9 protein-coding genes are annotated in these 13,567 nt (G+C 35.4%); 7 read left to right on the top strand and 2 right to left on the bottom strand.

The annotated features are described in order from the left end of the window. Positions 1-202 precede the first annotated feature (202 nt). The 3 genes from H7O61_RS07825 (at position 203) to H7O61_RS01925 (ending at position 1,739) form a co-directional block, all read left to right on the top strand. Positions 203-382 carry a hypothetical protein gene (locus H7O61_RS07825; protein WP_000466853.1) on the top strand — a complete coding sequence of 60 codons (180 nt, stop codon included), beginning with the start codon at positions 203-205 and terminating at the stop codon, positions 380-382. Beyond that, the gene (gene cagQ, locus H7O61_RS01930) at positions 319-699 is read left to right on the top strand and encodes a cag pathogenicity island type IV secretion system protein CagQ (protein ID WP_080028549.1); all 381 of its coding nucleotides are present in this window, start codon (positions 319-321) and stop codon (positions 697-699) included. Before H7O61_RS07825 ends, cagQ begins: the two co-directional genes overlap by 64 nt. Before the next feature lie 440 nt (positions 700-1,139). After that, positions 1,140-1,739 carry a cag pathogenicity island protein CagS gene (locus tag H7O61_RS01925; RefSeq protein WP_187874986.1) on the top strand — a complete coding sequence of 200 codons (600 nt, stop codon included), beginning with the start codon at positions 1,140-1,142 and terminating at the stop codon, positions 1,737-1,739. A 203-nt stretch (positions 1,740-1,942) separates the two neighbouring features. Here H7O61_RS01925 and cagT read toward each other — a convergent pair whose 3' ends face one another. Together cagT and cagU are read right to left on the bottom strand one after the other, a co-directional pair. Continuing rightward, complete coding sequence (gene cagT / locus H7O61_RS01920) at positions 1,943-2,785, bottom strand: type IV secretion system apparatus protein CagT (protein WP_000776483.1); 843 nt, start codon at positions 2,783-2,785, stop codon at positions 1,943-1,945. A 35-nt stretch (positions 2,786-2,820) separates the two neighbouring features. Beyond that, positions 2,821-3,477 (bottom strand): cag pathogenicity island translocation protein CagU, encoded by a 657-nt coding sequence (gene cagU / locus H7O61_RS01915; RefSeq protein ID WP_001000478.1) that lies wholly within the window; start codon positions 3,475-3,477, stop codon positions 2,821-2,823. 380 nt (positions 3,478-3,857) lie between these two features. Here cagU and cagV point away from each other — a divergent pair, with 380 nt between their 5' ends. Genes cagV through H7O61_RS01895 form a run of 4 tightly spaced genes read left to right on the top strand, consistent with a single transcriptional unit; the run spans position 3,858 to position 13,545 of the window. Continuing rightward, positions 3,858-4,616 carry a cag pathogenicity island type IV secretion system protein CagV gene (gene cagV / locus H7O61_RS01910; protein WP_000900781.1) on the top strand — a complete coding sequence of 253 codons (759 nt, stop codon included), beginning with the start codon at positions 3,858-3,860 and terminating at the stop codon, positions 4,614-4,616. 4 nt (positions 4,617-4,620) lie between these two features. Beyond that, positions 4,621-6,228, top strand: a complete 1,608-nt coding sequence (gene cagW / locus H7O61_RS01905) for a cag pathogenicity island VirB6 family T4SS protein CagW (RefSeq protein WP_187874985.1) — start codon at positions 4,621-4,623, stop codon at positions 6,226-6,228. Between the two features lie 52 nt (positions 6,229-6,280). Further along, entirely contained in the window at positions 6,281-7,846 is a 1,566-nt protein-coding gene (gene cagX / locus H7O61_RS01900) for a type IV secretion system apparatus protein CagX (RefSeq protein ID WP_187874984.1), read from the top strand. Positions 7,847-7,860: 14 nt separating this feature from the next. Beyond that, the gene (locus H7O61_RS01895; protein WP_187874983.1) at positions 7,861-13,545 is read left to right on the top strand and encodes a CagY family CD-EC repeat-containing protein; all 5,685 of its coding nucleotides are present in this window, start codon (positions 7,861-7,863) and stop codon (positions 13,543-13,545) included. The last annotated feature ends 22 nt before the right edge of the window (positions 13,546-13,567 follow it).

The raw sequence follows: 13,567 nt of genomic DNA, 5'->3' as shown, positions 1-13,567 counted from the left end.
AAGCTAGCTTATTTGAAAAAACCAATCGATTTTTGGTATTCAAATCCTAAAACCCCATGATTTTAAATTTAAATGAGCGTTTTTTAAAAATAATTCTGCATCTAGTGTATTAGTAATTTGTTTTTGATATGGTGGTGGTTTTCCAAATTAATATTGAGAAAAATTTGCTATAATTAGGAGATAAAAACAAAAAGGATATGGCTTGTTTGGTGGCAAAATATTTGATTTGTTTGCGATTAGTGGTTGCTTATCGCTTGATTTCATGAGCAATCTTAGATTCAAGAATTTTCTTATTAGCTTTAGGTATGCTATTGTGAAATGCTTCCTACTAAAACACGCATTAGAGATCCGAACAAGCAAGAACTTACACAACCAAAAATAAAAGGACTGAGTATGGGAAAAATTTTAGCTTCTTTGTTGGGTGGCGGAACAAATCTTTTTACAGGTTTATCCAATGATTTGTTTTCTATGATATTAAATTTTTTGTTCTTTCTGATGTTAATGATGGGACTTAATGAAATATTAGGGAAAAAATTCAACTTGCCTATGGACAATATCAAGAATTTTATGGCAGAAGTGCTGAAGAATGGATTCGATAGTATCAAAAACATGGGATCTGCTTTGGTTGGTAATGGTTTTGGTAGCAACAAATCAGACAAAACCACTAATAAAATGAGTGTCTCTCAAGTAAGACTCTAGTGGTGTATTAACTATCTAAAGATGAAATTTTTTCATCTTTCATGCAGAGCTTTGTTTGATCAACAAGGCAATAGATTACTAGCTGAACATTATGATTTTATTACTTAAGACTCCTTTTTGAAAATGAGTTATCTTGACTCTTTATTTTAGTTGTAACGCATTCTTACAACTTATCTTGCTTTATATAAAAATAATTATAACATTAAAACTTTTTTAAATCGGTTTAGGGCTATTTGTGAAAGCGTTTTTTGTAGGTTTTGAAAAATAGATATGAGAGTGATTGAAGCAATATTTTATGGTTAAAAAAATAGTTTCTTGCTCTTTGAATTATGACCGCTCTGAAATTTTCACGCAACAGATATTGTATAATTTCAATATAAACCTTTACGATCTGAACAATCTAAAGAGAAACCAAATCCATTGAAGGAATCAAGAGCGATATGAGTAATAACATGCGAAAACTCTTCCTAATGATTGCCAACTCAAAAGATAAGAAAGAAAAACTTATTAGGAGCTTGCAAGAGAACGAACTTTTAGGCACTGATGAAAAAAAGAAAATCATGAATCAAATAAAAACCATGCATGATTTTTTCAAACAGATGCATACAAACAAGGGAGCGTTAGATAAGGTTCTAAGAAATTACATGAAAGATTATCGCGCTGTTATCAAAAGCATTGGTATTGATAAATTTAAAAAGGTTTATCGTTTGCTTGAGAATGAGACTATGGAACTGTTGCATGCGATTACGGAGAATCCTAATTTCTTATTCTCCAAATTTGATCGATCAATTCTTGGAATATTTCTGCCTTTCTTCAGCAAGCCCATCATGTTTAAGATGAGTATTAGAGAAATGGACTCGCAAATAGAATTGTATGATACTAAGCTCCCGCTATTGAAATTGTTTGTGATGACAGATGAAGAAGTGAATTTCTATGCTAATCTAAAAACCATCGAACAATATAACGACTATGTTAAGGATTTGCTGATGAAATTTGATCTTGAAAAATACATGGAAGAAAAAGGAGTGCAAAATGCTTGATATGGAAAACGAACAAAAAATCTCGGTGTAACTAACAAAATTCAGTTTGAAAAATATTTGTCTTGGGCAGAGACAGAATTAAAAAATGATGAGTGCTTTAAAAAGATTACCTACCTGATCGCCTTACCTATCAAGTAAAGCTAACGCCCGTTGGCGTTTCTCTCTACCCTAATAGAAAAATCTATTCTCTCCTTTTCTTTCAATCACTTACCACTGAGCAAACTTCTGATTTGATTGCGTAAGTATTCATTCTCTCTTTCTTCTTGCAGCTTCTCCCTAACTTCTTCCTCTCTGGTTTGCATGTTCAAGTTACCATTCTTAAAAATCTCAGAACTAATCACATTCTGCCTCATTTGATAACCTGCACGATTACTCAAGGTTTCTAAAATTTCTCGTTGGTTATTTTTCCTAGTGGTATATTCTTGTTCCTTGTCTTGCAAGAGAGTTTTGTAATACTGATTGATTTTTTCCAGCTGGGCTTTTTCTCTTGCCACTTCATTGATCACTTGCTTGTTGTTTGCTCCACTCACATCATAGCCATGCAAGTTTTTTGTGTTAGCTCCTAGCATTGGCTGACTTCCTTGCAACACGTCAAAGGTCTGTGGTTGTTCTTTGTTGTTAGGATTATCATTGTAGTTACTCGCTATCATCACCACACCTTTTTGATTCAAAGTAGGCTGCAAATAAAAATCAATGTCAGATCTTGCTCCATTAGCTTGGAAGTAATTCTTGTATTGAAGGATCTTATTGGCATCGCCTATGAGCGTAATCTTTTTAGAATGATGAACAAGTTTGAAAGTTAGTACAACTTGTTTATTATCCAACAAATAGTCCTTGTAATTTGGCAACTTCACTTGCACCATGAATGGTGTGTCTTTGAGTTTGTCATTTAAGGGGATCTCACTATACTTTTCTATCAGTTCATTATACACAGGCGTATAAACATGGTTCTTTTGTTTCACCACTTTTTTCGCATAGTTACTGCACGCGCTTAAAATTAAGCACAGAATTGCCACACCGATTAAAACACTTGCTCTCAGTTTCATTGTTGTTTCTCCTTATCGCTCTCGTTTCATTAGTTTCATTCTGCACCGCCTTGTTTCTTTGAAGCGAAAAGACCATTGATAAAATTTTTTATACCAATAACCTTAATAACTTTATAGATCAAATAGCCCATACCTATAAAGCAAATGTTTTTCAAAACAAAAAGCACCTTGTCGTTAGTGCTACCAATTCCTAAGATATATAGTTCATAAATCGATCTAATTGTTTCTAATCCAAAAAACAAAACCGCACCCACACCAAAGGCATAGTAAAAATACTGAAGTTTTAGTTTTGTTTTTAGACTTTCCACTAGCTCTGTGTTTTTGCTAGTTCTTAAAAATACAAAATAGATTGCAAACAAAACAAATATCCCACCCATACATAATCCTAACAGATGCTCTAGTCCCCCTATATATCCTAAGAATGAATGAGCGTATGCTTCCATTATTCTTTGTTTGGCTTGTCCTATCTGCATCAGAAGTTCATACCTTTTTTCTTGCGGTAGCTTTTCTATTTCTATTAGGATATTTTTCAACTCTTCTTGATTCTTTAAAGCTTCGTGAAATCTTTGTTCCCCTAAACTCCCTTTAGGATATAACGAGTCTAGCAAATTTAAGAGATCGTTGCTCTGTGAGTTGCTAGGTGGTGGGGCGTTTAGTGAATTGGAATTATGATGCTCTGTTGTATCGTTCATGAAACTCCTTTCAAGAATTAAATTGAGAACTTATTTTGATATTATACCATTCTCTCTATGAGTTGCGATTGTCTCATCTCTTTGAATTAAGCGCTTCTAAAAATTCATTATTGAGTTACGACCGCTTGCTCATCGCTCTTACTTTTTGAGTTGCATCGTGTTTCATCTTGCTTCTTGTTTGAAACAAGTCGCTGCTTACATTGCTTATCAAGGAATCTTTGCTCAACGCCTTATCCAAAAAGGTTTTTGTTAAAGGTTTTTCAAATACATAGTTTTTACAGAAATTTTGCTATAATTAGGGTTATTTTAAGGAGTTTTTAATGAAAAATCTCTCAAGTTTTACAACCAACAAACCAATAATTAAACAATAAAGCTGTCGCATGTTAGGGAAAAAAAACGAAGAAGTCTTGATTGATGAAAATTTGGTTGGGGGTGTGATAGCCCTTGATAGATTGGCAAAACTCAATAAGGCCAATAGGACTTTCAAAAGGGCTTTTTATCTCTCTATGGCACTCAATGTCGCCGCTGTAACGAGTATTGTGATGATGATGCCTTTGAAGAAAACGGATATATTTGTTTATGGCATTGATCGATACACAGGAGAATTTAAAATTGTCAAACGCTCCGATGCTAGGCAAATTGTCAATTCTGAAGCTGTTGTGGATAGTGCAACTTCAAAATTTGTCTCATTGCTGTTTGGTTATAGTAAAAATTCTTTGAGGGATCGCAAGGATCAACTGATGCAATATTGCGATGTGAGTTTCCAAACCCAAGCAATGAGAATGTTCAATGAAAATATCAGACAATTCGTAGATAAAGTCCGAGCAGAAGCTATCATTAGCTCTAACATACAAAGAGAAAAAGTCAAAAATAGTCCCTTAACGAGATTAACATTTTTCATTACCATCAAAATCACACCTGATACGATGGAAAATTATGAATATATTACTAAAAAACAAGTAACTATTTATTATGATTTTGCTAGAGGTAACTCTTCTCAAGAAAATCTTATCATCAATCCTTTTGGCTTCAAAGTGTTTGACATTCAAATCACGGATTTACAAAACGAACAGACAGTAAGCGAAATTTTGAGAAAGATTAAAGAAGTGGAAGCGAAAAATAAGACATTAGAGAAATAAGAGCATGTTTAATCTTAAAAGGACTTTTTTAATAACGATCATGAGTTTTTTTCTCATTGTTCCTAATTGGTTGAAAGCTATTGATTTGCCCATTGTTTCAAATCTCAAAATTTACCAAACAGTTTATTGCATGCTGATACCGAGTTATGTTTTAACCAACAAGAGTTTTGCAGATATTTTAACAGGCTATACATCTATTGGCCAATCAGGGAGTGGAAAGAGTTCAGGGCAGGGTGTGATCGAAGCGCTTAGCACACCATTAGCCACAAGTTTAGCCGCTAGCAATCTGGTGAAATATTTGAACACTTTAGGTCCTTTATGGGGATCGGCGTGGGCAAGTGTTGCTACAGCTATACAAGGCTTTGCTCTAACGCCATCAAGTGGCTGTAATTTTGGTTGGAACGCATTGATAAATAAAAACATAGACGTATCCATGGATAGCATGCTAGACAATTTGAGCAACAAGATTCAGAATTTCACCAAAGGCGGTGTTGAGGACAATGTGAAAGGCAATGTTCTTTTACAAATAATTAGCTCAATAACCGCTCAAGCTTCTACGAATATTACAGCTGATGGTTTAATTTGGCTGATTGGCAAAGAATTCACTGCAAATAAACTGCAAAACAACACTACAGCCATGCTTGCTTTTGCCGCACTAGAATCTGTTGTCAAAGGAGCGGACGCTGCTGTTCTTCCTGCATATGGTGTAGTCAATCTGCCTGATATTATCATAGGGCAAGGGTCATATCTTGATTTTGTTTCTTACCTGATTTATATTGTTTTTGGGATTTTTGTTTTCATTTCTTTTATGAAATTGAGAGATATTTCAAGTAACATTCAGATTAACATAGGTTTTGAATACATGCGATTTGTTGGGGGGACATTATTCAAAATGGCGATGGTCTCTTTTATCGCCTATGCAGGTTTTGGTTATCTTTATAAAATCTCTTATTCTATTTATTTTGGTTTAGCAGGCGCTTTTGGGCTGAATCAAGTTCTTTTTTGGGCTTTAGATTTAGTGCTGAATTACACTGTTAATTCAATTTTACCTGCGGTAAGAGCTGTTTTTTCTAATGTTGGCAACAACGCTCCTAGTTTGTTACAAGGCTTGCAAGTGGCAGGTATTTCTTTATTCGCCATTTTTATGCAAGTAACTATCATTATGAGAATAAGCACTGTGGTTGTGAAACCTTTGATAGCTGGGGCTTTTAGCGGTATTGTGTTCCCTATTGCGGTGTGTTTGATCGTGCTAGATTGGTTCAAAGATTCTATGAAAAACATATTGATATGGTTTATTAATAATTTGTTTATCTTGGTTCTAGCTATTCCTATTTTGCTCTTTGGTGTTTTGGCATTATTGGCATTCAATTTGACCATAACGCCCTCTGTTGCTATACAAAACATCAATCAAGGGGGACTGGGTATCGATTCAACTATTGCGAGTTTGATCACTCTATTTATTTTAAAAGGTTTCATAGAGACGATTATTGAGAGTGTCAATGCGATCGTTAATACCATCTTCAGCTCTGTCTCTATAGATGGCAGCAGGATGGATAGAGAAAGAGATGCCTTAATGGTAGGAAGAGTTGGTGGATCTATGTTTAAAGGATAAGCCACTTTATTCTTGTGTTACAATTACAAATATTTTTTAAGAGGAATTGTTGATGGAGCAGGCATTTTTTAAAAAAATTGTTAACTGTTTCTGTCTTGGTTATTTATTTTTATCTAGCGTAATAGAAGCAGCACCTGACATTAAAAATTTTAATCGTGGCAGGGTGAAAGTGGTGAATAAGAAGATTGCTTATTTGGGAGATGAAAAACCCATCACGATTTGGACTTCATTAGACAATGTTACTGTGATCCAACTTGAAAAAGATGAAACTATTTCTTACATCACAACAGGTTTCAATAAAGGTTGGAATATTGTGCCTAATTCTAATCACATATTCATTCAACCTAAATCGGTAAAAAGTAATCTCATGTTTGAAAAAGAAGCAGTGAATTTTGCCCTAATGACAAGAGATTACCAAGAATTTTTAAAAACAAAAAAACTTATCGTAGATGCGCCTGACCCTAAAGAATTAGAAGAACAAAAAAAAGCTCTAGAAAAAGAAAAAGAAGCTAAAGAACAAGCGCAAAAAGCGCAAAAAGATAAAAGAGAAAAAAGAAAGGAGGAGCGTGCAAAAAATAGAGCCAATTTAGAAAATCTCACTAACGCTATGAGTAACCCACAAAATTTGAGCAATAACAAAAATCTTAGCGAATTGATCAAGCAACAGAGAGAAAATGAATTAGACCAAATGGAACGACTAGAGGACATGCAAGAGCAGGCTCAAGCTAACGCGCTCAAACAAATTGAAGAACTCAACAAGAAACAAGCTGAAGAGGCAGTCAGGCAAAGATCCAAGGATAAAATCAGTATTAAGACAGATAAATCTCAAAAAAGCCCCGAGGATAACTCCATAGAATTATCTCCTAGCGATAGCGCTTGGAGGACTAATCTTGTTGTGCGGACCAATAAAGCCTTGTATCAATTCATTTTGAGGATAGCTCAAAAAGACAATTTTGCTTCAGCGTATCTAACGGTCAAATTAGAATACCCACAAAGACACGAAGTCTCTAGCGTTATTGAAGAGGAATTAAAAAAGAGAGAAGAAGCAAAGAGGCAGAGAGAATTGATCAAGCAAGAAAATCTCAACACCACAGCCTACATCAATAGAGTAATGATGGCGAGCAATGAACAGATTATCAACAAAGAAAAAATAAGAGAAGAAAAACAAAAAATTATACTAGATCAAGCAAAGGCGCTAGAGACCCAATATGTGCATAATGCGTTAAAAAGAAACCCTGTGCCTAGAAACTACAATTACTACCAAGCGCCTGAAAAACGCTCTAAACATATTATGCCCTCTGAAATTTTTGATGATGGCACATTCACTTATTTTGGTTTCAAAAACATCACTCTCCAACCTGCTATTTTTGTGGTTCAACCTGATGGGAAATTGAGCATGACTGATGCCGCCATTGATCCTAATATGACCAATTCAGGATTGAGATGGTATAGAGTTAATGAAATTGCAGAGAAGTTTAAACTCATTAAAGACAAAGCCCTTGTAACAGTGATCAATAAAGGCTATGGGAAAAATCCATTGACAAAAAATTACAATATCAAAAACTATGGTGAATTGGAGCGTGTGATTAAAAAGCTCCCTCTTGTCAGAGATAAATAAAAAGGCGTTAAGACATGAATGAAGAAAACGATAAACTTGAAACTTCTAAAAAAATCCAACAACATTCACCCCAAGATTTATCCAATGAAGAAACAATAAAAGCCAATCACTTTGAAGATTCTTCAAAAGAATCCAAAGAAAGCTCAGATCATCATCTTGACAACTCCACAGAAACTAAAACCAATTTTGATGAATACAAGTCAGAAGAAACCCAAACTCAAATGGATTCTGGAGGTAATGAAACTTCAGAATCTAGCAATCTAGCAGACAAGTTATTCAAAAAAGCCAGAAAATTAGTTGATAATAAAAGACCTTTCACTCAGCAAAAGAATTTAGATGAAGAAATCCAAGAACCGAACGAAGAAGACGATCAAGAAAATAATGGGTATCAAGAAGAAACTCAAATGGACTTAATTGATGATGAAACTTCTAAAAAAACCCAACAACATTCGCCCCAAGATTTATCCAATGAAGAAACAATAAAAGCCAATCACTTTGAAGATTCTTCAAAAGAATCCAAAGAAAGCTCAGATCATCATCTTGACAACTCCACAGAAACTAAAACCAATTTTGATGAATACAAGTCAGAAGAAACCCAAACTCAAATGGATTCTGGAGGTAATGAAACTTCAGAATCTAGCAATCTAGCAGACAAGTTATTCAAAAAAGCCAGAAAATTAGTTGATAATAAAAGACCTTTCACTCAGCAAAAGAATTTAGATGAAGAAATCCAAGAACCGAACGAAGAAGACGATCAAGAAAATAATGGGTATCAAGAAGAAACTCAAATGGACTTAATTGATGATGAAACTTCTAAAAAAACCCAACAACATTCGCCCCAAGATTTATCCAATGAAGAAACAATAAAAGCCAATCACTTTGAAGATTCTTCAAAAGAATCCAAAGAAAGCTCAGATCATCATCTTGACAACTCCACAGAAACTAAAACCAATTTTGATGAATACAAGTCAGAAGAAATAACTAACGACTCTAACGATCAAGAGATTATCAAAGGAAGCAAAAAGAAATACATTATTGGTGGCATTGCAGTCGCTGTTCTTATCGTGATTATTTTATTTTCTAGAAGCATTTTTCACTATTTCATACCTTTGGAAGATAAAAGCTCTCGTTTTAGCAAAGACAGGAATCTTTATGTCAATGATGAAATCCAAATAAGGCAAGAGTATAACCGATTGCTGAAAGAACGGAATGAAAAAGGCAATATGATCGATAAGAATCTTTTCTTCAATGACGATCCCAATAGAACTTTATACAACTATTTGAATATTGCAGAAATTGAGGACAAAAACCCATTGAGGGCCTTTTATGAATGTATTAGTAATGGTGGCAACTATGAAGAATGTTTGAAGCTTATCAAAGACAAAAAACTTCAAGATCAAATGAAAAAGACTTTAGAGGCTTATAATGACTGCATCAAAAATGCCAAAACTGAAGAAGAAAGGATCAAGTGTTTAGATTTAATCAAAGATGAAAACCTGAAAAAAAGCTTACTGAACCAACAAAAAGTTCAAGTGGCACTAGATTGTTTGAAAAACGCTAAAACCGATGAAGAACGAAACGAGTGCCTAAAACTCATAAATGACCCTGAGATTAGAGAGAAATTCCGTAAGGAATTAGAGCTTCAAAAAGAGCTTCAAGAGTATAAGGATTGTATCAAAAACGCCAAAACAGAAGCTGAGAAAAACAAATGCTTGAAAGGCTTGTCTAAAGAAGCTATAGAAAGATTGAAACAGCAAGCGCTAGATTGTTTGAAAAACGCTAAAACCGATGAAGAACGAAACGAGTGCTTGAAAAATATTCCCCAAGACTTACAAAAAGAACTACTAGCTGATATGAGCGTCAAGGCTTACAAGGATTGTGTATCAAAAGCTAGGAATGAAAAAGAGAAACAAGAATGCGAGAAATTACTCACGCCTGAAGCGAAAAAAAAGTTAGAACAACAGGTTCTAGATTGTTTGAAAAACGCTAAAACTGATGAAGAACGAAAAAAGTGTTTGAAAGATCTCCCTAAAGACTTACAAAGCGATATTTTAGCTAAAGAGAGCGTTAAAGCTTATTTGGATTGCGTATCTCAAGCCAAAAACGAAGCTGAGAAAAAAGAATGCGAGAAATTACTCACGCCTGAAGCGAAAAAAAAGTTAGAAGAAGAAGCCAAAGAGAGCGTTAAAGCTTATTTGGATTGCGTATCTCAAGCCAAAAACGAAGCTGAGAAAAAAGAATGCGAGAAATTACTCACGCCTGAAGCGAAAAAAAAGTTAGAAGAAGCTAAAAAAAGCGTTAAGGCTTATTTGGATTGCGTATCTCAAGCCAAAACTGAAGCTGAGAAAAAAGAATGCGAAAAATTACTCACGCCTGAAGCGAAAAAACTTTTAGAGCAACAAGCGCTAGATTGTTTGAAAAACGCTAAAACCGATGAAGAACGAAAAAAGTGTTTGAAAGATCTCCCTAAAGACTTGCAGAAAAAGGTTTTAGCTAAAGAGAGCCTGAAGGCTTATAAAGACTGCGTTTCAAAAGCTAGGAATGAAAAAGAGAAAAAAGAATGCGAGAAATTACTCACTCCTGAAGCGAAAAAACTTTTAGAAGAAGCTAAAGAGAGTCTTAAAGCTTATAAAGACTGCGTTTCAAGAGCTAGGAATGAAAAAGAAAAACAAGAATGCGAGAAATTGCTCACCCCTGAAGCGAAAAAACTTTTAGAAGAAGAAGCCAAAGAGAGCGTTAAGGCTTACTTGGATTGCGTATCTCAAGCCAAAACTGAAGATGAGAAAAAAGAATGCGAGAAATTACTCACCCCTGAAGCGAAAAAACTTTTAGAAGAAGCTAAAGAGAGTCTTAAGGCTTATAAAGACTGCGTTTCAAGAGCTAGGAATGAAAAAGAGAAAAAAGAATGCGAAAAATTACTCACCCCTGAAGCGAAAAAACTTTTAGAAGAAGAAGCCAAAGAGAGCGTTAAGGCTTATTTGGATTGCGTATCTCAAGCCAAAACTGAAGCTGAGAAAAAAGAATGCGAAAAATTACTCACGCCTGAAGCGAAAAAAAAGTTAGAAGAAGCCAAAGAGAGCGTTAAGGCTTATTTGGATTGCGTATCTCAAGCCAAAACTGAAGCTGAGAAAAAAGAATGCGAAAAATTACTCACGCCTGAAGCGAGAAAACTCTTAGAGCAAGAAGTTAAGAAGAATGTTAAGGCTTATTTGGACTGCGTTTCAAGAGCTAGGAATGAAAAAGAGAAAAAAGAATGCGAAAAATTACTCACGCCTGAAGCGAAAAAGTTTTTAGAGCAACAGGCACTAGATTGTTTGAAAAACGCTAAAACCGAAGCTGAGAAAAAAAGGTGTGTCAAAGATCTCCCTAAAGACTTGCAGAAAAAGGTTTTAGCTAAAGAGAGCCTGAAGGCTTATAAAGACTGCGTTTCAAAAGCTAGGAATGAAAAAGAGAAAAAAGAATGCGAGAAATTACTCACTCCTGAAGCGAAAAAACTTTTAGAAGAAGCTAAAGAGAGTCTTAAAGCTTATAAAGACTGCCTCTCTCAAGCTAGAAATGAAGAAGAAAGGAGAGCTTGCGAGAAATTACTCACGCCTGAAGCGAGGAAACTCTTAGAGCAAGAAGTTAAGAATAGCGTTAAGGCTTATTTGGACTGCGTTTCAAGAGCTAGGAATGAAAAAGAGAAACAAGAATGCGAGAAATTACTCACCCCTGAAGCGAGAAAATTTTTAGCGAAGCAAGTGCTAAGTTGTTTGGAAAAAGCTAGAAATGAAGAAGAAAGAAAAGCATGTCTTAAAAATATCCCTAAAGACTTGCAGAAAAATGTTTTAGCTAAAGAGAGTCTTAAAGCTTATAAAGACTGCCTCTCTCAAGCTAGAAATGAAGAAGAAAGGAGAGCTTGCGAGAAATTACTCACCCCTGAAGCGAGAAAACTCTTAGAGCAAGAAGTTAAGAAGAGTGTTAAGGCTTATTTGGACTGCGTTTCAAGAGCTAGGAATGAAAAAGAGAAACAAGAATGTGAGAAATTGCTCACCCCTGAAGCGAGAAAATTTTTAGCGAAAGAGCTCCAACAAAAAGATAAAGCGATCAAAGATTGCTTGAAAAACGCCGATCCTAACGACAGAGCAGCTATTATGAAGTGTTTGGATGGTTTGAGCGATGAAGAGAAGCTCAAATACCTGCAAGAAGCTAGAGAAAAGGCTGTCTTGGATTGTTTGAAAACGGCTAGGACCGATGAAGAAAAAAGGAAATGTCAAAACCTTTATAGCGATTTGATCCAAGAAATCCAAAATAAAAGGACACAAAGCAAACAAAATCAATTGAGTAAAACAGAAAGATTGCATCAAGCAAGCGAGTGCTTGGATAACTTAGATGACCCTACTGATCAAGAAGCCATAGAGCAATGTTTAGAAGGCTTGAGCGATAGTGAAAGGGCGCTAATTCTAGGAATTAAACGACAAGCTGATGAAGTGGATCTGATTTATAGCGATCTAAGAAACCGCAAAACCTTTGATAACATGGCGGCTAAAGGTTATCCATTGTTGCCAATGGATTTCAAAAATGGTGGCGATATTGCCACTATTAACGCCACCAATGTTGATGCGGACAAAATAGCTAGCGATAATCCTATTTATGCTTCCATAGAGCCTGACATTACCAAGCAATACGAAACAGAAAAAACCATTAAGGATAAGAATTTAGAAGCTAAATTAGCTAAGGCTTTAGGTGGCAATAAAAAAGATGACGATAAAGAAAAAAGTAGAAAATCCACAGCAGAAGCTAGAGCAGAAAGCAATAAGATAGACAAAGATGTCGCAGAAACTGCCAAAAATATCAGTGAAATCGCTCTTAAGAACAAAAAAGAAAAGAATGGGGAATTTGTAGATGAAAATGGTAATCCCATTGATGACAAAAAGAAAACAGAAAAACAAGATGAAACAAGCCCTGTCAAACAGGCCTTTATAGGCAAGAGTGATCCCACATTTGTTTTAGCGCAATACACCCCTATTGAAATCACTCTGACTTCTAAAGTAGATGCCACTCTCACAGGTATAGTGAGTGGGGTTGTAGCCAAAGATGTATGGAACATGAACGGCACTATGATCTTACTAGACAAAGGCACTAAGGTGTATGGGAATTATCAAAGCGTGAAAGGTGGCACACCCATTATGACACGCTTAATGATAGTCTTTACTAAAGCCATTACGCCTGATGGTGTGATAATACCTCTAGCAAACGCTCAAGCAGCAGGCATGTTGGGTGAAGCAGGGGTAGATGGCTATGTGAATAATCACTTTATGAAGCGCATAGGCTTTGCTGTGATAGCAAGCGTGGTCAATAGCTTCTTGCAAACCGCGCCTATCATAGCATTAGATAAACTCATAGGCCTTGGCAAAGGCAGAAGTGAAAGGACACCTGAATTTAATTACGCTTTGGGTCAAGCTATCAATGGTAGTATGCAAAGTTCAGCTCAGATGTCTAATCAAATTCTAGGGCAACTGATGAATATCCCCCCAAGTTTTTACAAAAACGAGGGCGATAGTATTAAGATTCTCACAATGGACGATATTGATTTTAGTGGCGTGTATGATGTTAAAATTACCAACAAATCTGTGGTAGATGAAATTATCAAACAAAGCACCAAAACTTTGTCTAGAGAACATGAAGAAATCACCACAAGCCCCAAAGGTGGCAATTGATTCAAGAGAAAGGATAAAAATA

Source organism: Helicobacter pylori (genome assembly GCF_014496965.1).
GTDB classification, from domain to species: Bacteria; Campylobacterota; Campylobacteria; order Campylobacterales; family Helicobacteraceae; genus Helicobacter; species Helicobacter pylori_CZ.
The sequence above is the reverse complement of the archived record's forward strand: the minus strand, read 5'-3'. Positions and strand labels throughout refer to the sequence as shown.

Bases quoted from the DNA above. Each gene is read 5' to 3' on its own strand.
- cagX (WP_187874984.1), top strand. From the start codon at position 6,281: ATGGAGCAGGCATTTTTTAAAAAAATTGTTAACTGTTTCTGTCTTGGT.
- cagW (WP_187874985.1), top strand. From the start codon at position 4,621: ATGTTTAATCTTAAAAGGACTTTTTTAATAACGATCATGAGTTTTTTT.
- cagU (WP_001000478.1), bottom strand. From the start codon at position 3,477: ATGAACGATACAACAGAGCATCATAATTCCAATTCACTAAACGCCCCA.
- cagT (WP_000776483.1), bottom strand. From the start codon at position 2,785: ATGAAACTGAGAGCAAGTGTTTTAATCGGTGTGGCAATTCTGTGCTTA.
- cagV (WP_000900781.1), top strand. From the start codon at position 3,858: ATGTTAGGGAAAAAAAACGAAGAAGTCTTGATTGATGAAAATTTGGTT.
- cagQ (WP_080028549.1), top strand. From the start codon at position 319: ATGCTTCCTACTAAAACACGCATTAGAGATCCGAACAAGCAAGAACTT.
- H7O61_RS01895 (WP_187874983.1), top strand. From the start codon at position 7,861: ATGAATGAAGAAAACGATAAACTTGAAACTTCTAAAAAAATCCAACAA.
- H7O61_RS01925 (WP_187874986.1), top strand. From the start codon at position 1,140: ATGAGTAATAACATGCGAAAACTCTTCCTAATGATTGCCAACTCAAAA.